General features: G+C 61.4%; 17 protein-coding genes and 1 pseudogene. 6 read left to right on the top strand and 12 right to left on the bottom strand.

Annotation, left to right across the window (positions count from 1 at the left end; genetic code table 11):
• The first annotated feature begins 167 nt into the window (after positions 1–167).
• From feoA to VGC33_RS14735, 4 genes and pseudogenes are all read left to right on the top strand, one after another.
• A complete protein-coding gene (gene feoA / locus VGC33_RS14750) occupies positions 168–392 on the top strand; it encodes a ferrous iron transporter A (protein ID WP_331121521.1) in 225 nt (74 codons plus the stop codon).
• Between the two features lie 84 nt (positions 393–476).
• Positions 477–2,804: pseudogene (gene feoB / locus VGC33_RS14745) on the top strand (Fe(2+) transporter permease subunit FeoB); the annotation flags it as partial.
• Positions 2,805–3,177: 373 nt separating this feature from the next.
• Positions 3,178–4,866 carry an alpha-amylase family glycosyl hydrolase gene (locus tag VGC33_RS14740; RefSeq protein WP_331121519.1) on the top strand — a complete coding sequence of 563 codons (1,689 nt, stop codon included), beginning with the start codon at positions 3,178–3,180 and terminating at the stop codon, positions 4,864–4,866.
• A 67-nt stretch (positions 4,867–4,933) separates the two neighbouring features.
• Complete coding sequence (locus tag VGC33_RS14735; RefSeq protein ID WP_331121518.1) at positions 4,934–5,857, top strand: LysR family transcriptional regulator; 924 nt, start codon at positions 4,934–4,936, stop codon at positions 5,855–5,857.
• Here the strand turns inward: VGC33_RS14735 and mdcH are convergent.
• The 10 genes from mdcH to bioH form a co-directional block, all read right to left on the bottom strand.
• Positions 5,854–6,783 (bottom strand): malonate decarboxylase subunit epsilon, encoded by a 930-nt coding sequence (gene mdcH / locus VGC33_RS14730; protein ID WP_331121517.1) that lies wholly within the window; start codon positions 6,781–6,783, stop codon positions 5,854–5,856. The genes VGC33_RS14735 and mdcH overlap by 4 nt on opposite strands.
• 6 nt (positions 6,784–6,789) lie before the next feature.
• Positions 6,790–7,431, bottom strand: a complete 642-nt coding sequence (locus tag VGC33_RS14725; protein ID WP_331121516.1) for a malonate decarboxylase holo-ACP synthase — start codon at positions 7,429–7,431, stop codon at positions 6,790–6,792.
• 17 nt (positions 7,432–7,448) lie between these two features.
• Entirely contained in the window at positions 7,449–8,408 is a 960-nt protein-coding gene (locus VGC33_RS14720) for an AEC family transporter (protein ID WP_331121515.1), read from the bottom strand.
• 170 nt (positions 8,409–8,578) lie between these two features.
• Entirely contained in the window at positions 8,579–9,385 is an 807-nt protein-coding gene (mdcE, locus tag VGC33_RS14715; protein ID WP_331121514.1) for a biotin-independent malonate decarboxylase subunit gamma, read from the bottom strand.
• Positions 9,382–10,218 carry a biotin-independent malonate decarboxylase subunit beta gene (locus VGC33_RS14710; protein WP_331121513.1) on the bottom strand — a complete coding sequence of 279 codons (837 nt, stop codon included), beginning with the start codon at positions 10,216–10,218 and terminating at the stop codon, positions 9,382–9,384. Before VGC33_RS14710 ends, mdcE begins: the two co-directional genes overlap by 4 nt.
• The gene (gene mdcC, locus VGC33_RS14705) at positions 10,211–10,510 is read right to left on the bottom strand and encodes a malonate decarboxylase acyl carrier protein (RefSeq protein WP_331121512.1); all 300 of its coding nucleotides are present in this window, start codon (positions 10,508–10,510) and stop codon (positions 10,211–10,213) included. The genes VGC33_RS14710 and mdcC overlap by 8 nt, the downstream gene beginning before the upstream one ends.
• A gap of 25 nt (positions 10,511–10,535) precedes the next feature.
• Positions 10,536–11,387: a triphosphoribosyl-dephospho-CoA synthase gene (locus VGC33_RS14700; protein ID WP_331121511.1), complete on the bottom strand. Its 852-nt coding sequence runs from the start codon at positions 11,385–11,387 to the stop codon at positions 10,536–10,538.
• Entirely contained in the window at positions 11,387–13,048 is a 1,662-nt protein-coding gene (gene mdcA, locus VGC33_RS14695) for a malonate decarboxylase subunit alpha (protein ID WP_331121510.1), read from the bottom strand. Before mdcA ends, VGC33_RS14700 begins: the two co-directional genes overlap by 1 nt.
• Before the next feature lie 245 nt (positions 13,049–13,293).
• Complete coding sequence (locus VGC33_RS14690; RefSeq protein ID WP_331121509.1) at positions 13,294–13,563, bottom strand: YdgH/BhsA/McbA family protein; 270 nt, start codon at positions 13,561–13,563, stop codon at positions 13,294–13,296.
• 92 nt (positions 13,564–13,655) lie between these two features.
• The gene (gene bioH / locus VGC33_RS14685; RefSeq protein ID WP_331121508.1) at positions 13,656–14,423 is read right to left on the bottom strand and encodes a pimeloyl-ACP methyl ester esterase BioH; all 768 of its coding nucleotides are present in this window, start codon (positions 14,421–14,423) and stop codon (positions 13,656–13,658) included.
• A gap of 39 nt (positions 14,424–14,462) precedes the next feature.
• Here bioH and VGC33_RS14680 point away from each other — a divergent pair, with 39 nt between their 5' ends.
• Complete coding sequence (locus VGC33_RS14680) at positions 14,463–15,149, top strand: phosphoribosyltransferase family protein (RefSeq protein ID WP_331121507.1); 687 nt, start codon at positions 14,463–14,465, stop codon at positions 15,147–15,149.
• Between the two features lie 59 nt (positions 15,150–15,208).
• The gene (gene nfuA, locus VGC33_RS14675; protein ID WP_331121506.1) at positions 15,209–15,784 is read left to right on the top strand and encodes a Fe-S biogenesis protein NfuA; all 576 of its coding nucleotides are present in this window, start codon (positions 15,209–15,211) and stop codon (positions 15,782–15,784) included.
• Between the two features lie 73 nt (positions 15,785–15,857).
• On the opposite strand, the gene malQ is transcribed toward nfuA, so the two are convergent.
• Positions 15,858–17,936, bottom strand: a complete 2,079-nt coding sequence (malQ, locus tag VGC33_RS14670; protein WP_331121505.1) for a 4-alpha-glucanotransferase — start codon at positions 17,934–17,936, stop codon at positions 15,858–15,860.
• Between the two features lie 9 nt (positions 17,937–17,945).
• Entirely contained in the window at positions 17,946–20,351 is a 2,406-nt protein-coding gene (gene malP, locus VGC33_RS14665) for a maltodextrin phosphorylase (protein ID WP_331121504.1), read from the bottom strand.
• Positions 20,352–20,365: the final 14 nt, after the last annotated feature.

The following is a 20,365-nucleotide window of genomic DNA, read 5'->3' as shown; positions in this document are numbered from 1 at the left end:
TAAATGCATCCAGCCCATCAGAGAAAAGCTATTTACGAATAATTTTCATTTGCCAATATAGGCTATTAATGTTAAAAAGAGACAATAATATAAAGCAAATTTACGGTTATTTGGCCCGATCTTGATTCCCGGCGCAATGCGAGACGAGAATAGTTAAAGAAGGTAATATGCATCTTTTACCCCACCACCATTATAAAATCATCGGCTATGCCGCAGAGATAAGCCCGGCATACCGGCAAAAACTATTGTCGCTGGGCATGCTGCCCGGTTCCTCATTTGAGGTCATCCGCCTGGCGCCGCTGGGCGACCCGATCCAAATAGAAACGCGCCGGGCGCAACTGGCGGTGCGCAGGAAAGACTTATCCCAGCTGAAACTGGCCGTCCAGGCCTGACCCGGCCGTCCGCCCCCCTGTCTTAACGCCAAGCGCGGTCCGCCCGACCCAGGGATCTTTGCTGTTTATGGATATTTACAGGCTATGAAAAAGCTCATCATGGGTTTAATCGGTAACCCGAACGCCGGCAAAACCACCTTGTTCAATCAATTAACCGGCGCGCGCCAGCGCGTCGGCAATTGGGCCGGCGTGACGGTTGAACGCAAAGAGGGCTTTTTTATCAGCGCGGGTCACCAGGTTAGTGTCATTGATTTGCCAGGCACCTATTCATTGACCACCCTGTCGCGCCAGTCCTCGCTTGACGAGCAAATCGCCTGCCGGTTTATATCCGCAGGGGAAGCCGATGTGCTGGTCAATGTGGTCGATGCCTCCAATCTTGAGCGCAACCTGTACCTGACCATGCAGATCCTGGAGCTGGGCATTCCCTGTATCGTGGCGCTGAACATGCTGGATATCGCCGAAAGCCAGCGGGTGGTGATTGACATCCCCATGCTGTCCCGGAGGCTCGGTTGTCCGGTGGTGGCGCTGGTTTCCACCCGCGCCAGGGGAATCGGCGCGTTGAAACAGGCGATAATCCTGGGAACGCGGCCGCCGGAGGCGCCGTTCCAAACGGTTTATCCCGCAGCCATCCTGCGCGCGGTGCGGCAGCTTATGCCCCTGCTGCCTCCCGATCTGCCCATGGCCCGGCGCGGCTGGCTGGCGCTGCAACTGCTGGAGGGAGACATTTACGCCCGCGCCCGCTTCAGCGCCGCTGACAATCCGCTAAACCGGATGACGGAACAGCTTGCCGGGGATCCGTCGCTGCTGATCGCCGATGCCCGGTATCGCGGCATCGCCGAGATCTGCTCCGCGGTCAGCAACAGCCATCTGACGGCGGCAAACGCCATGACCGCCAGGCTCGACGCCCTGTTGCTCAACCGCTGGCTCGGGGTGCCCATCTTCTTTTTCGTCATGTACCTGATGTTCCTGCTGGCCATTAACGTCGGCGGCGCGCTGCAGCCGCTGTTTGACATCGGCTCCGCCGCCCTGTGTATCGACGGCATCCAATGGCTCGGCCACACGCTGGCTTTGCCGCGCTTTCTGACGGTGTTCCTGGCCCAGGGCGTCGGCGGGGGCATTAATACGGTGCTGCCGCTGATTCCGCAAATCGGCATGATGTACCTGTTCCTCTCCTTTTTGGAAGATTCGGGTTATATGGCGCGCGCGGCGTTTGTCATGGACCGGATGATGCAGGCGCTCGGGCTGCCGGGGAAATCATTCGTGCCGCTGATTGTCGGCTTCGGCTGCAACGTTCCCTCGGTGATGGGGGCGCGCACGCTGGACGCCCATCGCGAACGCCTGATCACCATCATGATGGCGCCCTTTATGTCCTGCGGCGCGCGGCTGGCGATTTTCGCGGTCTTTGCGGCGGCGTTTTTCGGCCAGGAGGGCGCGACGGTGGTCTTTTCGCTTTATCTGCTCGGCATCGTCGTCGCGGTGCTGACCGGACTGATGCTGAAATACACCATTATGCGCGGCGAGGCCATGCCGTTTATTATGGAGCTGCCGGTTTACCACGTGCCGCATGTTAAAAGCCTGCTGTTGCAAACCTGGCAAAAACTGCAGGGATTTGTGCTGCGCGCGGGCAAGGTAATTATCGTCGCCAGCATGTTTATCGGCGCGCTCAACGGTTTTTCGCTGCGCGGCGCGGCGGTGGGTGATATCAACGACTCGGCGCTGGCGTCGGTCAGTAAAGCGCTGACGCCGCTGCTGGCGCCGATGGGCGCGCATGCCGATAACTGGCAGGCCACGGTGGGCCTGGTGGCCGGCGCCATGGCCAAGGAAGTGGTGGTCGGCACGTTGAATACCCTTTACACCGCCGAACATCTCGCCGCCTCGCCCTTCGAGCCGCAGGATTTTGATCTGGCGGCGGAGCTGACCCGCGCGCTGACCGAAACGTGGCGCAACCTGAAAGACACCTTCAGCGTCAGCGTGCTGGCCAACCCGATCGAGGCCAGCAAAGGCGACGGCGAGATGAACGGCGGTTCCATGGGCGTCATGGCCGGCAAATTCGGCACCCCGGTTGCCGCCTACAGTTACCTGATTTTTGTGCTGCTCTATGTTCCCTGCGTATCGGTCATGGGCGCCATCGCCCGGGAAAGCAGCCGGGGCTGGATGGCCCTGTCCATCGTTTGGGGCGTTAACGTCGCTTATTCCCTGTCCACCCTGTTTTACCAGGCGGCGACGTTCAGCGCGCACCCGGCTTACAGCGCGATCTGTATGGGCATGGTCCTGCTGTTCAACCTGCTGTTTATCGCGGCGCTTTATCTGACGCGCCGCTATTTTGCGGTTGGCTTGCCTTTGGCCGGCGAGCGGCTCCGCCGCCCCGCCGCATCCGGGTGCCGGCGCTGTCCCCAGGACGGTAAATGCCACACGCCGTTATACCGGCCGAACGCGCCGAATACCAAGCCGCCCGCCGACGCGGGTTGCCGGCGCGCGCCATCACGGGATTAACGGCGTCCGGCGCGTACACCGGGCCGGCGCCACCCCGCCTTCAGCGCCCTCCGGTATCGGACTGCTCCGCAAATGAGAATTCCCCTTTTCCGCCGCCACGGGGCCGCCGTGGCCATAACCCACTGTTAATTCGTTTGTTTATCGGCGCGGCGCTGGCGATATAGCCCCGCAGGCTGTCTAACGGATAAGGAACAGGGTTTGCGCTTTTCTTGCAAATGGCTACATTGACAACATGGCGTCAACGCCACGGTCATGCTGTTTCAGGACGTCGTCACTTTTACAAGGTGCCATGATGGAAGCCATTACCCGGTTACTTGCAGAGATTTACCCCTCATCCCTTACCCAGGCGCAGCTGGACACCATCAAGAGCAAAATCAGCTTTGCCAAGTCGACGCAACAGCAGCCGCGAAAATTACACTGGGATGAGCAGGACGTCGTGCTGATAACCTATGCCGATCAGTTTATGGCGGCGGAACAGCCCACCCTGGCGACCCTTACCACCTTTTTTGAACAATGGCTCCAGTCTACGTTTAACCTGGTGCATCTTTTACCGTTTTATCCCTATTCCTCCGACGATGGCTTTTCGGTTATCGACTACCACCAGGTCAACCCCATTGTCGGCAGTTGGCAACATATCAGCCGGCTTAATCAGTCCACCCGGCTGATGTTCGATTTCGTCTGCAATCATATTTCCGCGCACAGTACATGGCTTGCCGGCTACCGGGAACAGCAGACGGGTTTTGAGAATTTTTTCATCAATGTGCCCCCCGCCACCGATCTAACCAGCGTGACCCGTCCGCGCACCTCGCCGCTGTTAACGCCCTTTACCATGAAGAAGGAGGGTGAAACCCGCTATTTGTGGACCACCTTTAGCGCCGATCAGGTGGATCTTAATTTTGCCGATCCCAATGTACTGATAAGCATCATCGGGGTGTTGCTGCATTATCTGACGCAGGGAGCGGATTATATTCGCCTCGACGCGGTGGGTTATCTGTGGAAGGAAATCGGCACCCGATGCATCCACCTGCCCAAGACCCATTTGCTGGTCAAGCTGATGCGCGCTATCGTTAACGAAGTGGCGCCCGGCACGGTTATCATCACCGAGACCAATGTGCCGCATAAGGACAATATCAGCTACTTCGGCAATGGCCAGGATGAAGCGCAGATGGTGTATCAGTTCCCTCTGCCTCCCCTGGTGCTGCACGCCATCCACAATGGCAGCAGCCGCGCCTTGCGCCAGTGGGCGGCAACGCTTGATATCCGCAATCATCACATCACGTTTTTTAATTTCCTGGCCTCCCACGACGGCGTTGGCATGAATCCGGTGCGCGGCATCCTGCCGGAAGTGGAGATCAACAGCCTGGTGCGCGATCTGGAATCCGAAGGGGCGCTGGTGTCGTATAAACAAAATACCGACGGCACCACCAGTCCGTATGAAATCAACGTGACCTTTCTCGACGCCCTGAACCGCCGCCAGGACACCGACGATACGCGCCTGGCGCGTTTTTTGCTGGCGCACGCGATTTTACTGGCGTTTCCCGGCGTGCCGGCGGTCTATATCCAAAGCATCCTGGGATCGCGCAATGATTACGAAGGGGTAAAGGCGGCCGGTTATAACCGCGCGGTAAACCGGGAAAAATATCCGCTGAAGGCTATTGAAGCGGCCCTTGCCGACGAAACCTCACTGCGCTCGCGGGTGTTTCATCACTTAAGCGATCTGATCCAACGGCGCCGGGGACAGCCGGCCTTTCATCCGGACGCCGCCATGGAAGTGCTGGAATGGGATAACGCGCTGTTTGCCTTTTACCGGCGCGCCGCCCGGCAGGCTATTTTGTGCGTTTTTAACCTTGGCGGCAAAAGCATGGCCTGCACTTTACCGCCGGGACGCTACCGGGACGTGGTAAATTATCGGTTATTGACGGGCGATACTCCGCTTGACCTGGCGCCGTATCAATTTTTCTGGCTGGAAACCCTCGCCTGATCCACGCCGCCGGTTTCGCAGCAGCCCGTTCCCCACTCTTTTTCCCCGCCGGGATGGGACCCCTGTCATGATCGATAACGATATCACCTTCCGTAAGCTGGAGATTTTCCTGGCATTTATGGATAAGCGCAATATCAGCCGCACCGCCGACCTGCTGGGATTAAGCACGGTCAGCGTCCATCGCGCCCTGCATACCCTGGAAGAAGGCGTGCGCTGCCCGTTGTTTATCCATCAGGGACGTAATCTTACGCCGCTGCCCGCCGCCGAGACCCTGGCCGAGTATGCCCGCGAGGTCTCGGATCTGATGCGCAAGGGTATCGACGAAACCCGTAAATGCGGCGGCATCGGCCAGGGCCGGCTGAAGCTTGGCACCATGTATTCACTGACGCTTGATACCATTCCCCGGCTGATTATGGGTTTGAAACTGCGCCGGCCGGAACTGGAGCTGGAGCTGCTGATGGGGTCCAACCAGGATCTGCTGGCGAAGCTTGAGGATCAGCAACTGGACGCCATCCTGATTTCGGTCAGCGACACGCAGATCGATCCGGCCCGTTTTGAGACCCTGCCGCTGTTTATTGATGATATCTATCTCGCCGCTCCCGCGTCGTCCCGCCTTTATGTCGAGGGGCCGGCGGATTTGCGCGATTTCAAAGACGAAAAATTCGTTTCGCTCACCGAAGGATTCGCCACCTATCACGGTTTCCAGGAGGCGTTTCATATCGCCGGATTCGAGCCGCATATCGTAACCCGGGTCAATGATATTTTCTCGATGATTAACCTGGTGCAGGCGGGGGTAGGCCATACCCTGCTGCCGGGCCGCATGAAGCGCATTTATGAACACTCGGTGCGCCTGATGGCGCTGGCGTCGCCCTATCAAATGCGCCAGACCATCGCCCTGGTGTTTGCCCGCAGCCGCGAGCACGACCCCGATATGCTGGCGCTGGTGGCGGAAGGACGCATGTATGCGCTCGACCATGGCGGCACCGCTTAGCGGCGCGTCAGCCGCCCGGCCAGCGCCGCTATCAGCGACAGGGGATTCTGGCTGAAGGCAATGGCCTCGCCCTGTTCCATCACGCGTTTGGTCAGGCCGGTCAGCACCGCGCCCGGCGGCATTTCCACCGCCAGGCGCACGTCGCGCTCATAGGCGCTGACCATGGCGTCGCGCCAGTGTACCGGCCGCGCCATATTCAGCGCCAGATCCTCGGCGATACGTTCCGGTTGCCACAACACGCGACCGGTGCTGCCGCTCAGGTAGGCGATATCCGGACGCCGGAGCCTGACCCCGGCCATGGCCTCGGCAAGCTTTAGCGCCGGTTCGCCAAGCAGTGCGCAGTGCGACGGCACGCTGACCGCCAGGCGTCGGGTGCGCGCCGCGCCCTGTTCACGGCACAGGGCGCAGGTTTGCGCCATGGCCGCCTCGCTTCCCGCAATGACAAACTGGTCTTCGGCGTTGAGATTGGCCAGGAACACCGGATTATCCGGCCGATGTACCAGGGCGATAATGCGCTCAAGCTGCGGCTGGAGCAGTCCGCTGATGGCCGACAGGCCGTAGCCGTGGGGATAGGCCCGCTCCATCAGCTCACCGCGCAGGGCCACCAGCCGCAGTCCGGCATCAAACTCCAGCGCCCCGGCGCTGACCGCCGCCGGGAAGGCGCCGATGGAAAGCCCGCTGGTAAAATCCACCCGCACGCCGGCGCGCAGGATTTGCCGGGCGTAAACCACGCCCGCGATAAACAGGCAAATCTGTACGGCGCGCGTGGCGCGCAGCGCGTCCGCGCTGTCGAGGTCAAGCACCGGTTCGCCCAGGATGGCCGACGCGCTATCCAGCATACGGCGCGTGTCGTCATCCATGGGCAGGTGGTGCAGCATGCCGGGGACCTGCGGCCCCTGGCCGGGAAACGTCAGTAAAATTTTCATAGGCCGTTATACTCCGGTTGGGTGCTGATGGCCGGTTTCCCAGGGATCATCCGTCAGTTCGGGGCCGCGCGCGGTCTTTACCATCACCCTGCCGCCGCGCAGCCATTCCAGCAGCGCGCAGCCGCCGCGCGGGGTTTCCAGTTGGATATCCGCCCGGCAGGGCATCGACGGCAATATTTTCAGCAGCGCGGCGAAGTCCCCGGCCGCCACCGGATGAGGGCAACGTATCAGCAGATCCAGATCGCTGTCCGGCCGGCTGACGGGCAATCCGCTGGCCAGCATATAACCGCAACTGCCGGTAACGCCCCAGGTCCAGGGCCAGTCCGCCGCCGCCAGCAGGCGCAGCGCGCGCATCACCGGCAATGCCTGCGCGCCGGCGGGCAGGCCGGGTGATAAGCGGGCGAAAAGCGCCTCCGGCGTGGCGATGCGGCTGATGGCCTCTGCCGGTATCCAGGCCGCGGCGCGTTGCGACCGTCCCACCCCGCGCAGGCCGACCGGCACCAGCCCGCTCGGGCAGCTGTCGCGGCGCACCACCAGCGGCAGCGCCGCCGGCCATGGCGCCGCCGCCCAGTCGGGCACGGCCTGGCGCCAGATAAGCCGCCGCGGGCTATCAATCCATAACAGGTCGTGCGGCCGGGGCATCGGCATGGTCCCGCTCCCGCCGGCTACAGACCGGCGCTTAATGAAATAAACAGCGGCAGGGTCAGGATACAGAGGACGGAGCTGATTAATAACGTCGCCTCGGCATCCGGCGACTGTACGCCGAACCGGTTGCCGAACACGATGCCGAAAAAGCCCGCCGACAACGCCACCATCAGCACCGCGGTAACCGCCACCGTGCCGGTAATGCCGAACAGATACAGCAGTCCCAAGGTAATAAACGGCTGCACCAGGTTTTTGGTCACGCACGACAGCAATACCGGCGCGTTAATCTTTAATTGGCGCGCGGACAGGATCACCCCGGTCAGAAACAGCGCCGAGGCGGTGGCGGCCAGGCCCAGGGGCTTGATAGACGCCAGCACGATGTCCGGCATTTTTACCCCGACGGCCGAAAGCAACACGCCCAGCAGCGGGCCCCAGACGATGGGTTTGGTCACCGAGCGCCACATCAGCACCGGCAGCAGCATCAGCGTGGATTTCTGGTTTTCGCCGCCGGCGCGCGCCTTTTCCCGTTCAAGGATCAGCAGGCAGAACGGCGTCATCAACACCGAGCCGCAGGCGATGGAGACCGCCACCGACAGCGAGGTGCCGGGGGTTTCACCCAGCACGCTGCCTAAAATCGGCAGGCCCAGCGCGGCGTAGTTCGGCAGGGCCACCGTCAGGGTTAATACCGCGGCATCCTGTGGTGATTTCTTAAAGCCCAGCGTACAGATAAAATACAGCGCGGCGTAGGCAATCCACATGGACAGCACCAGCAGCAGGATCAGCGGCGACTGCGAGATAATGCCGTGCCAGGAGGTCTGCACCGTGGCGCTGAACAGCGCGGCGGGTAAGGCAAAGTCCATCACGAATACGTTAAGCAAGGAAACGTTGGAGTTCACCACCATTTTCGCTTTGCCGGCATAATAGCCCAGCAGCATGATCACGAAGATCGGCGCCAGGGCGTGAATAATAATATAGGTCATATAACCGCCTGAAATTAAGCAATAAAATACAAATTCAGCACCGGCGCGATGTGATTTTTATGGTACGTTCCCCCGCCGTCGGCGCGCGTCGGACCGGGACAGCGCCAACGCTATCCCGGACCCGCGCCGGACGGCGGGGAACGGCAGGTGTTACCGGTGCTGGTTCGGCACTACCATTCCTGGCGCATGCGTTCCCTGACAAGCGAAGAGCTGTGCCGGTTTTCCGCGCCCTGCCGGTGGCCCAGGCCCGTGCCCCGCTCCCGCGCCCGGTTGATGGCCTGGCAGAGCGCGGCGCGCACTTGGGCCAGCTCGTCATCGCCGGCCTTATCGGCATCACGGATATCCATCAGTTGAGCCAGCAGGCCCAGGGTGGCGTAGTTTTTAATGTCGTAGGCCATCGGCGGGATGGTCCGGGCCAGTTTTTCCAGCGCCTCCACCGAGCGCAGGGTGATGCGGGCGGCGGACTCCTTGCCCATGGCGTGTACCATTACCGCCGGATCGTTAAACGCGATCATTTCATTGGCCTGATAGCCGTGAGCCAGGAAAGCGCCGGACATGGCTTTACCGACAATTAGCGCAATCACCGGGTGACCGGCCAGGCGCGCCTGGGCATACGCCGCGGCGGCTCCCGCCAGCGCCTGGTGGATGCCGAAGGCTTCCTCACGGCGGCCGTAGGCCTGGCTGGGCACATCCACCACCGCCACGATGGCGCGTTTAACGGCATTATCCTTATCTTCGCGGACGGCCTCGTCTACCACCTCGGCCAGCGTCCAGCCTTCCAGTAAGCCGACCTCGCCGCGCGCCGCGCGCGGGTAGTGATTAGCGGCATCGGGCACCACGGCGATATAGCGCACCGGACCCTGGTTTAATATGCCGTCGGCGACGTTAACCGAGGCGCATTGTCCCTGACGCTTGCGCGCGCCGTCGGCCAGCAGGGAGAACCAATAATCCCCCCGGCTCAGATAGGTGCTGTTCATACGCGATCCTCCCGGGTAAACAGCGCCAGAACCTGCTGTTTATCCACTTGTTTGCGGGTATCGAATTGATTGAGCCGGTCCAGATAGGCAAGGTAGTCGTCGGTACGCAGCCGAGCGGGCACGCCCTGGCGCAGGAACGCCAGCGTGGCCTGTTTCACCTCGGCCAGGGAATCCGCCGCCAGCGCGTCGACAAAACCGGCCTGGTAACGCGTTTCGCCGCCGGTGAGGCTCCAGATAAACGGCCGATCGCGGGAATCGTATTCCTCAATACCGGCCTCCTGCTCAATGACCTGCGGCCCGTTCAGGCCCAGCCTGGCCTCGCGCGTGACGATAAGCCGGCTGCACAGCGCGGCGGCGATCGACATGCCGCCAAAGCAGCCCACGGTGCCGGCCACGATGCCGATAACCGGCGTATAGCGGCGCAAATCAACGATCGCGGCATGGATATCGGCGATGGCCGCCAGGCCCAGGTTGGCCTCCTGCAGGCGCACGCCGCCGGTTTCCAGCATCAACACCGCCTGGGTGGCTATGCCGTTGCGGTTATCCTCGGCCGCCAGCTCCAGGGCCGCGGCCATTTTAGCGCCGGACACCTCGCCCATGCTGCCGCCCTGGAACGCGCCCTCAATCGCCACCACCACGGTGGGTTTGCCCTCAATGGTCCCCTTGGCCACCACCATGCCGTCGTCCGCCTGCGGAACGATGCCCTGCGGCTCAAGCCACGGCGAGGTAATGTGCTCATACGGGCCCAGCAGCTCGCGAAAGCTGCCCTGGTCGAGCATGGCGCGGGCGCGCTGCCGGGCGCCCAACTCAATGAAACTGATGCGTTCAGACATGGCTGGCCTCCTCGAAAACCTGTTCGATTCTAAGACGGGCCACGCCCGGCGTGGCGCCAAAATCATTAATGTCCAGGCGTCCGGACGGGAGGGCGTGCGCATTGCCGACCCGTTCGAACAGGTGTTGCCAACGCTGTCCGCCGCCGTCCACCGATGTGGTGATGATAACGCGCAGCGACCGATCCGCGGCCGGCTGATATATCGCCTCCAGATCGCCGGAGCCCACCACGCCGGCCAGTGCCTTGGCGGGTAAGGCGTCACCGGCCGGAAAATGCAGTTCGATTCGTTCCATAACATCCTCTTGATGATGTAGATGATCAGGCGCTAACCCAATCGAGGAAAAAAGTGGCCGCCAGCAGGTCGGCCGCGCCGCCCGGCGAGGCATTGTCCGCCAGCATGCGCCGTTCAAGCGCCGCCAGCGCAGCTCGCCCGGCCGGATGACCGGTGCCGCCCGCCGCCAATACCGCCGCCGCGCCCTGGTGCATGGCGGTAAGCGCCGCCATGCCTCCCCGGTTCAGCACGCAGGTATCGGTCAGGGTGGTCATGATGGCCATGAGCGCGTCCAGCCGGGCGTGCGGTTCTTCCGCGCCGGCCAGCCGGCTGCGCCGCAGCTGCGGCAACGCCCGCCGTGTCACATGGGGAAACCCGTCGATGGCCTCCTCGCGCGCGCCGGGGACCTGATAACGTCGCGTGGCCCGTTGGCCTTTGCTGAAGCTTTTCGGCTGGGCGGTATCGGGCAGAACGGCCAGCAGCGCCGCACGGGCGGCGATGTCAGCCGCCGGGCCGCGTCCGCCCAGCATGGCGCAGGCGCTGACCAGTAACCCCAGCGCCCAGATGGCGCCGCGGTGGGTATTGACGCCGCCGGTGGCGCTCATCATATGCTGTTCGCCCAGCCGCCCCAGCCGGCCTATCTCCTGGCGCAACGCTATATCGGCCGGGCGCCGCCAACAGTGCAGCGCCAGACGGTAAAACGTCGGCCGCAGGCTGCGCGCCGAGCGTTCCATCAGCGCCAGGCTCAAATCCTGATGCGCTCCGGGGCCGCGGCTGTCCACCAGACCCGGCTTCGGACTGAGCCGCGCTTCCTCGATTAACGCCGAGACGGCGAGCGTCGCGAGGCAAGCGGCGCGCGCCTCGGCCTCGGCCGGCTGGCTTAAGGGCAAGGCTTTCATTACCAGCTCCGGAATTTAGCCGGCGGTTGATACAAGCCGCCGGACCATTCAACCAGATCGGCAATGCTGCCGGCGGCCAACAGGGAACGGCTGGCATCGGAACGCCGGATGCCCATATCTTCCGGGTACACCACCAGTTCGCGCTTACGCAGATCGGCCACCCGTTTAGCGTCGACACCCAGGCCGATATCGGTAATGCCCGCCACCGCCGCCACCATGGCGCGGCGTTCCTCCATCGAGCGCGCGCGGTAGAGATAGGCAATACCCTCTTCGGTCAGCACATGAGTGACGTCCTGGCCGTAGATCATCACCGGCGCCAGCGGCATGCCCGCCCCTTTACCCACGTCCACCGCCTCGAGTTTTTCCACAAAGGAGGGTTTGGCGCCGGCCTGGTAGGTTTCCACCATCTGCACCACCAGCTTGCGGCCGGGCAGCATCGGGTCCGGCTCTTCAATCATATCGAGCCAGGCCGGGGTGGCATGGCGCCGTCCGTGAGGATCGTGGCCCATATTCGGCGCGCCGCCGAAGCCGGACAGCCGTCCGCGGGTCACGGTGGACGAGTTGGCCAGCCCGTCGATTTGCAGGGTGGAGCCGATAAACATGTCCACCGCGTATTGACCGGCTAATTGGCAAAAGGCGCGATTGGAACGCATCGAGCCGTCGGCCCCGGTGAAAAAGACGTCCGGACGGGCGCGGATATACTCCTCCATGCCCAGCTCGCCGCCAAAGCAGTGCACCGTGTCCACCCAGCCGCTTTCAATGGCCGGGATAAGCGTCGGATGTGGGTTCAGGGTCCAGTGACGGCAGATTTTGCCTTTCAGCCCCAGCCGTTCGCCGTACGTCGGCAGCAGCAGCTCAATGGCCGCGGTATTAAAACCGATACCGTGGTTGAGGGACTGCACCTGGTGTTTGGCATAGATGCCTTTGATGGCCATCATCGCCATCAGCACATGCACCGGCTTGATTAAGCGCGGGTCGCGGGTAAACAGCGGTTCGATAAAGAACGGCCGGTCCGCCACCACCACAAAATCAACCCAGGAGCCGGGGATATCGACGCGCGGCAAATCGGTTTCGTCATCCACCAGTTCATTGACCTGGGCGATGACGATGCCGTCCTTAAACGCCGTCGCTTCCACCAGCGCCGGCGTGTCCTCGGTGCTGGCGCCGGTATACAGATTGCCTTTGCGGTCGGCCTTGAACCCGGCGATGAGCGCCACATTCGGCACCAAATCGACGAACAGGCGGGCATAAAGCTCGATATAGGTATGAATAGCGCCGATTTCCAGCTGCCCGTCTTCCAGCAATTGGGAAATACGCAGGCTTTGCGAACCGGAAAAGGCGAAATCCAGTTTGCGCGCAATGCCTTGTTCAAACAGATCCAAATGCTCCGGCAGGCTGACGCTTGGCATGATCATATGTAAATCGTGGATCTTTTGCGGGCTGACTTTCGCCAGCATGCGGGATAAAAAGTCCGCCTGCTTCTGGTTGTTACCTTCCAGCACCACCCGATCGCCGGGCAGGATCAGCGCTTCAAGAATGGCGGTAATATTGGCGGTGGGAAGCACTTTGCCGTCGGCAACGGCGCGGACTTGCTCAAGCCGGCGTTTTTTTTCACTACGGCGGGTATCCCAGACTCTGGCGGACGCTTGATGAAGCGGCATTATAGACCTCCGAGGTTCATAAACTGTCGCAAGATGGGACAGTGGTCATAAACGGTGAAGGGAGTGTAAGACGGGCATAAGGGGGCATCAATTAACCCCGGCGGTGAATCATTAGCCTAAGGCTAATGAACCCGGCATGCGGTCCCGGGGCGCAAACAGGTAAAAAAAATCCGGTATCGCATGTAAATCGATACCGGATTAATCGGGGAAGGTATTCTGCCGGGCCAATATCCAGGCGTCAGCCTTTATTTATACACATCGGCGGTGGCGCTGAATTTGCCATGTTGACGACCGGCGATGATGACATAATATTTACCGCCTTTTTCATCCGCCCGTTTGGAGAGTATGGCCTTGACGTCCATCGGCGCGGTGGCCTTGGCGGTGGTATGCACGGTGCCTATTTTCTCGTAGCCTTTTTCCTTGACTTCCTGCGGAGTAATTTCTTCCGCCGCCATGGCGCTTAGGGTTAAAAGCAGGCCGGCCAGCATCATTGCCATAGAGGTTATATTCTTCATCGGTAATCCTTAATAATTTTCTGCGGTGATACGTGCCAATAACTATAGAAGATTATTTTTAAATACCCGTTTAAACCCTGGACACGAAGTTATTAACCGCCGGCAAAATCGATAATATATTGGCAAAACAGGTCCGGATGGGAAATAAAAGGCGCGTGAGCCGCCTTGGGCATGACCACGCCGCGGCTGCGCGGCCAGCGCTGGTCCAGCAGGGCCGCCGCCCGGCGCGGCACCAGCCCGTCCAGATAGCCGTACAGGCGCAGCAGCGGCAGATCGAACGCGTCAAGGGATGCGCGCAAATCCGCGGTGCGCAGGATGTCCAATCCGCCGGTCAATACCGACACCGGCGGCAGCGGGTGAGCCAGCACCACCTGTTTCAACCGGCGGGCATCCTGGCGGGCGGAGTCGGTGCCCAGGGTTTGCAAGGCCAGGAAACGCTCCACCGTGCGGTGAAAATCCTGGCCCAGCTGCAGCCCGAAACCGGTCAGCACCTCGGGTTTGATGCCCGGCCAGTCGCCGTCGGCGCTGAACCTTGGCGAGGAGGCGACGGTAATCAGGCCGGCGACCCGCTCCGGCTGCGCCAGCGCCACCTCCGCCGCCACCAGCCCGCCCAGCGACCAGCCAAGCCACCACGCGCGCTCCGGCGCCCTTGCGGCCACTTCCCGCGCCATTTCACCCAGGGACAACGGCCCATAACCCTGGCTGCGGCCGTAGCCGGGCAAATCCACCAGATGCAGGCGAAAATGCGGCGACAGCCGCGCTTCTATGCAAGACCAGACGCCGGCGTTCAGGCCCCATCCATGCAGCAGCACAAGATCAACAGAACCGCTGCCGAGGGTGTGCCAATAGAGTGATGTCATCAGTTATAGTTCCAGGTACCCAGGTTATGGAAGACCCCCATGCTAACAATCAACGCCCTTTGTTGGCTATGCCAACAGCCATTATGGTTCAGCCACCAGGGAATCTGCCGCTGCTGCGCCGGGAACCTGCTTGACCTGCGCGAAACCTGCTGTCCGCGCTGTGGGCTGCCGGCCGGCAACCGCAGGTCGATCTGCGGACGCTGCCGCTTAAACACGCCGCCGTGGGACTCGCTGCTGTATGTCACTGATTACCGGCCGCCGCTGAGCCAACTGGTGAAGAAACTCAAGTACCAGGGCGGCACCGGGCTTGCGCGCGTGCTCGCCCGCCTGCTGGTGCTGCGCTTTCGCGAAGAACGCCACCTGTTCGGGCGCCATAAGCCCGATCTTGTACTAAACGTGCCTTTGCATGCTTACCGGCACTGGCGCAGAGGCTATAATCAAGCAGATCTTCTCGCCCGCCCCGTGGCGCGCTGGCTGGGCGTTGAATACCTTAGCCTGGGGCTGGAGCGCATCCGCGCCGTGGCGCCGCAGCAGACCCTGCACGCGGGCGCCCGCCGGCACAATCTGCGCGGCGCTTTTGCCTGCCATGCCGATGTGGCCGGCAAGACCGTGGCGCTGGTGGACGACGTGGTCACCACCGGCAGCACCATGGACGAAATTACCCATCTCCTGCTGGCCCGACGGGCCAGGGCGGTGCAGGTCTGGTCAGTTTGCCGGACCTTGTAGTGCTCAGGTTAATGGGAGTATTATAACCGACTAGATTAGTCAACTATTGAGTGAATGATATGATCCGGATTACCGATGCTGCCCAGGAACATTTTGCAAAATTGCTGGCCAATCAGGAAGCTGGCACCCAGATTCGTGTATTTGTCATCAATCCAGGCACGCCGAACGCGGAATGCGGCGTGTCATATTGCCCACCCGACGCGGTGGAGACCACCGATACCGAGCTGAAGTTCGACAAAATCAACGCCTATGTCGACGCGCTCAGCGCGCCCTACCTGGTGGACGCGGAAATCGATTTTGTCACCGACAAGCTGGGTTCGCAGCTGACGCTCAAAGCGCCGAACGCCAAGATGCGTAAAGTGTCCGATGACGCGCCGCTGATTGAACGGGTGGAATATGTACTGCAATCACAAATCAACCCGCAGCTGGCAGGCCACGGCGGCCAGGTGTCACTGATGGAAATCACCGACGACAACCTGGCTATCCTGCAGTTCGGCGGCGGCTGTAACGGCTGCTCCATGGTCGATTACACCCTGAAGGAAGGCATTGAAAAAGAGCTGCTGGAAAAATTCCCCGAGCTGAAGGGCGTGCGCGACCTTACCGAACACCAGCGCGGCGAGCACTCGTTCTATTAATGCCGGCGCGGCCCCGGCCTTGTCGTGAATCACCGGCCCGCGCCGACGGGCCGCCTCTCTTGGCCGGGACCGCCTAAACCATCCCCTTGCGCAAGCGGTCTACCTCTTTCAGCAGGCGCATCACGGTGGGATCGTCGAACATGTCGGCCACCTCGCGCGTCAGCTTGCGCCGCCAGTTGGGATATTGATCGGTGGTGCCGGGCACATTGACCGGCAGCGCCATATCCAGCCAATCCTCGGGCTGTAGACCCAGCAGCGCCGAGTTGCTGCGCGCCAGATAGCGATGCAAGCCCCGGTTCAGCAACGGCGACATGACCACCCGGGCGGCATTGGCGCTCATTTTCGCCGGCACGCATTTCCAGGCATGCAGGGCATCCAGCAACGCCTGGCGCGCCGTTTGGCGATCCTCGAGCAAGTGCTGGTATACCTCCGGCTCCGGATATATGTTGAGCTCCCGCCCCAGCCGCAGATCCTCCTGCTGCCAGAACCCGCGCAGGGTGGCCAGATCGTGGGTGGTCAACGTGGCCATCGCCTGCGCCACATAGTCATCCGGCGGACGGAAATGAGTGTCATCGGTGCGTTCGAACAACAATACCTTATAAGAATACACCCCGGCGGCCTGTAGTTTACCGGTAATCTCGGGAGGCACGGTCCCCAGGTCCTCGCCGATAACCATGCACTGCTGACGGTGGCTTTCCAGCGCCAGCACCGCCAGCAAATCGTCCACCGGATAATTAACGTAGGCGCCATGCTGCGCGGTCTGCCCGCGCGGGATCCACCACAGTCGTAGCAACGACATGACATGATCGATACGCAACGCGCCGCAGTGGCGCATATTGGCGCGCAGCATGGCGATAAACGGCTCATAGGCCCTGGCAATCATGACGTTCGGATCTTGGGGCGGCAGGCACCAGTTCTGGCCCTGCGGACCCAGCTTATCGGGCGGCGCCCCGACCGAGGCCGCCAGACAGTATAACGTGCGATCGCTCCAGGTCTCCATGCCGCCCTCGCTCACGCCGACCGCCAGATCGCGATACAGGCCGATGGGCATATCCAGGCGCCGGCTCAGACGAAAACAGGCATCGAACTGGCGCGCGGCCTGCCATTGCAGATAGCTGAAAAACAGGATTTCGTTTTGGTGCCGTTGGCAAAATTCCCGCACCGCGGCGCCGTCGGCCTGCTGATACTCCTGCGGCCACTGCTGCCAGCCCGCCGAGGGATGGCCCTCGCGGGTCAGGAAACGATGCAGCGCATCGAAGGTGGCCTGCAGGCGCAGGCTGTCGCCGCCGTCGTCGACAAAAGCGGCAAACGCCTGTCGATCGGCATCATCGGGCGCGCGGGTATTGAACTGCGCATAAGCATAGGTCAGGGCGGCCAGTTTGCACTCCGTCACCTGCGGATAATCCACCAGCTCTTCGGCGCGCAGGGCGGCAAGCCTTTGCTGGGTCCCCGGCAACGCCAGCCACTCCTGCGCCGCCCGGCTTTGCTGAAAATCCTCCAGCGCGCCGACATCGATATACAGGATATTGAGCCAGCGCCGGGAGGACGGGCTGTAGGGGCTGGCCCAGCCGGGCGCGGCGGGATACAGCGCATGAATGGGATTCAAACCGACAAAGGCGCCGCCGTGGCGCGCGGTGCCCTCGATCATCAGGGCCAGATCGCTGAAGTCGCCGATGCCCCAGTTATGCCGCGATCGCAGGGTATAAAGCTGCACGGTGGCGCCCCAAAGCTTATGCCCCGCCAGCAGCGCCGGCGGCTCATAACAGCGCGGCGGCGCCACGATAAGCCGGCACGACCATTGACCGACGCCGGCGCGCAGGGTAAGCCGGTGATAGCCGAGCGGCAGCGCGTCGGGCAGCGTCACCCGGCTATCGGCGGTTACGCCCTGATGGCGCCGGCCCGATTCCTCGGTCAGCTCCCACTCGCCCGCCGCCGCGGGCGCCACCGGCAGCGGCGTCATATGGCCGAGCCTGACCACCCAAACCGGCGGCAGCGGCGCCGTGCGTGCGCTATCGTCGCTCAGCCCCGCCATGGCGTCCAGCAGTTGCCGTTTGGTTTCCTGACTGATGATTTTGCGCTGTCCCCAGGCATCAACATATTCCGGAATAATACCCGCCCGCCCGGCGGCGTGATCCAATACCTTGGGCTCCATCAAAGCTCCTTAACGTTTTGCTTGCCAGATGCGTTGCTGATAATCGCGAACCGACCGGTCCGAACTGAAGAAACCCACCCGGGCGGTATTCAGCACCGCGCTGCGCGTCCAGTCGTCCGGACGGCGGAACAAGGCCTCCACCCGCCGCTGCGCCTCGCAGTAAGCGGCGAAATCCGCCAACACCAGGTAGGGATCGCCGCCATCCCGCAGGCTGTGCAGCAACGGCTCGAACGCATGTTTATGCTTATGGCTGAAAACACCGCTGCCCAACTCGGTTAACAGGCCTTTCAGCGCTTTATCCTTTTTCAGGTACTGAACCGGTTTATAGCCTCCGGCCAGCAGCGCTTTTACCTGCGGATCGGTCAGGCCGAAAATAAAAATATTCTCCTCGCCGACCTGTTCGGCAATTTCCACATTGGCGCCGTCCATCGTGCCGATGGTCAGGGCGCCGTTGAGCGCCAGCTTCATATTGCCGGTACCCGACGCTTCCTTGCCGGCGGTGGAGATCTGTTCCGATAAATCCGCCGCCGGGATCATCCACTCCGCCACCGATACCCGGTAATCGGGCAGGAAGATCACCTTAAGCCGATCGTTTATCCTAGGATCGCTATTGATCTTCTCCGCCACCTGATTAATGGCGTAAATGATATTTTTCGCCAGGGCATAGCCCGGCGCGGCCTTGGCGCCAAATAAAAACACGCGCGGCACCATTTCAAGCGCCGGATTATCGCGCAGCTGGCGATACAGCGACAGGATATGCAGCAGATTCAGGTGCTGGCGTTTATATTCATGCAGCCGCTTGATCTGGACGTCGAACAACGCTTCGGGGTTAACGGTGACGTCGGTCAATTGTTTGATTTTCGCCGCCAGATGATGCTTATTGTCGCGCTTGATCTGCTGGAAGCGCTGGCGGAAATCCGCCTGGTCCGCATAAGGCTCTAGCTCTTTAAGCTTTTCCAGCCGGGTTACCCAGCCCTTGCCGATGGTATCGTCGATAAGTTTCGCCAGGGCGGGGTTGCACTGCTTTAACCAGCGGCGCGGGGTAATGCCGTTGGTGACGTTATGGAATTTTTCCGGCCACAGTTGAAAATATTCGGGAAACAGATCGGTTTTCACCAGTTCGGAATGCAGGGCGGCCACGCCGTTGACCGCAAAACCGCACACCACGCACAGGTTGGCCATGCGCACCTGTTTATCATAAATCACCGCCACCTTCGGCCAGATGTCTTTATCATCCGGCCAGCGCCGCCGCACCACAGGCTTAAGTTCGCGGTCTATCTGCCTGATAATGGCGAAATGCCGCGGCAGCAGCTCGCGCACCAGCTTTTCGTCCCAGCGCTCCAGCGCCTCCGGCATCAGGGTATGGTTGGTATAAGCAAAGGTGCGCGAGGTGACCGCCCAGGCTTCTTGCCAGGAAAGCTGATGTTCGTCAAGCAGCACGCGCAGCATTTCAGGAATGGCGATGGTGGGGTGGGTATCGTTGAGCTGGATAACTTCGTAATCCGGCAGGCTCTGGATCGTCCGGCCCGCCAAATGGTGACGGCGCAGGATATCGGCTACCGCGCAGGCGCATTGGAAATATTGCTGCATCAGGCGCAGCCGTTTGCCTTCCGGGTGATTATCGTTGGGATACAGCACCTTGGTCAGCTTGGCGGCGTCGATGCCGGCCTGCTCCGCCTTAAGAAATTTTCCGTCGTTAAACAGCGCCAGGTCAAACGGATGGGGATGGCTGGCCTGCCACAGGCGCAACGGCAGGATAACGCCGTTTTCATACCCCACCACCGGCAGGTCCCAGGCCTCGCCGTTGAGGGTAAACGCCGGCTGCCAACTCACCCCGCCCTGCTCGTCTTTCACCAATGCGCCGCCCAGGCCCACCCGCACCGTGAGCGCCGGGTTATGCCTGAACCAGGGATAGCTTTCCCGGTGCCAGTCATCCGGCGTTTCGCATTGCCTGCCGTCGGCAAAATGCTGGCGAAACAGGCCGTACTGATAGTCCAGGCCGTAGCCGGTGGCATCTTGTCCCACCGTCGCCATGGAGTCCAGGTAGCAGGCCGCCAGACGCCCCAGTCCGCCGTTGCCCAATGCCGGGTCGATTTCCTGTTCCAGCAGGTCGGTTAACGCAATATCGTAGCCCGCCAGCACCTTGTTGACCGTATCGTACCAGCCCAGGTTAATCAGGTTGTTGCCGGTCAAACGCCCCATCAGGAATTCCATCGACAGATAGTTGACGTGCCGGGCGTTTTTTTTGACCTGCCGGGGCGCGGGCCCGCGGGCGATTAATTCATTCACCGCCGCGCTGACCGCGTGCCACCATTGATAGGGGGTCATTTCCCGCGCGTCCTGCAGGCCCAAACGTTGCCACTGACGGTCCAGGGCTGATTGAAAGGCGACTTTATCAAGTTTGATTTTTGGCATAAAACGTCTCTATC

The sequence above is a fragment of the Acerihabitans sp. genome (genome assembly GCF_036398755.1).
GTDB lineage: Bacteria > Pseudomonadota > Gammaproteobacteria > Enterobacterales > Enterobacteriaceae > Acerihabitans.
This window is presented reverse-complemented; position numbering and strand designations above follow the sequence as displayed.

What these genes read in the sequence shown, in the direction of transcription:
- mdcH (WP_331121517.1), bottom strand. Translation starts at nt 6,783, where the DNA reads ATGAAAATTTTACTGACGTTTCCCGGCCAGGGGCCGCAGGTCCCCGGC.
- VGC33_RS14700 (WP_331121511.1), bottom strand. Translation starts at nt 11,387, where the DNA reads ATGAAAGCCTTGCCCTTAAGCCAGCCGGCCGAGGCCGAGGCGCGCGCC.
- mdcC (WP_331121512.1), bottom strand. Translation starts at nt 10,510, where the DNA reads ATGGAACGAATCGAACTGCATTTTCCGGCCGGTGACGCCTTACCCGCC.
- VGC33_RS14735 (WP_331121518.1), top strand. Translation starts at nt 4,934, where the DNA reads ATGATCGATAACGATATCACCTTCCGTAAGCTGGAGATTTTCCTGGCA.
- feoA (WP_331121521.1), top strand. Translation starts at nt 168, where the DNA reads ATGCATCTTTTACCCCACCACCATTATAAAATCATCGGCTATGCCGCA.
- VGC33_RS14725 (WP_331121516.1), bottom strand. Translation starts at nt 7,431, where the DNA reads ATGCCGATGCCCCGGCCGCACGACCTGTTATGGATTGATAGCCCGCGG.
- malP (WP_331121504.1), bottom strand. Translation starts at nt 20,351, where the DNA reads ATGCCAAAAATCAAACTTGATAAAGTCGCCTTTCAATCAGCCCTGGAC.
- VGC33_RS14690 (WP_331121509.1), bottom strand. Translation starts at nt 13,563, where the DNA reads ATGAAGAATATAACCTCTATGGCAATGATGCTGGCCGGCCTGCTTTTA.
- malQ (WP_331121505.1), bottom strand. Translation starts at nt 17,936, where the DNA reads ATGGAGCCCAAGGTATTGGATCACGCCGCCGGGCGGGCGGGTATTATT.
- VGC33_RS14710 (WP_331121513.1), bottom strand. Translation starts at nt 10,218, where the DNA reads ATGTCTGAACGCATCAGTTTCATTGAGTTGGGCGCCCGGCAGCGCGCC.
- bioH (WP_331121508.1), bottom strand. Translation starts at nt 14,423, where the DNA reads ATGACATCACTCTATTGGCACACCCTCGGCAGCGGTTCTGTTGATCTT.
- VGC33_RS14740 (WP_331121519.1), top strand. Translation starts at nt 3,178, where the DNA reads ATGGAAGCCATTACCCGGTTACTTGCAGAGATTTACCCCTCATCCCTT.
- mdcA (WP_331121510.1), bottom strand. Translation starts at nt 13,048, where the DNA reads ATGCCGCTTCATCAAGCGTCCGCCAGAGTCTGGGATACCCGCCGTAGT.
- mdcE (WP_331121514.1), bottom strand. Translation starts at nt 9,385, where the DNA reads ATGAACAGCACCTATCTGAGCCGGGGGGATTATTGGTTCTCCCTGCTG.
- VGC33_RS14720 (WP_331121515.1), bottom strand. Translation starts at nt 8,408, where the DNA reads ATGACCTATATTATTATTCACGCCCTGGCGCCGATCTTCGTGATCATG.
- VGC33_RS14680 (WP_331121507.1), top strand. Translation starts at nt 14,463, where the DNA reads ATGCTAACAATCAACGCCCTTTGTTGGCTATGCCAACAGCCATTATGG.
- nfuA (WP_331121506.1), top strand. Translation starts at nt 15,209, where the DNA reads ATGATCCGGATTACCGATGCTGCCCAGGAACATTTTGCAAAATTGCTG.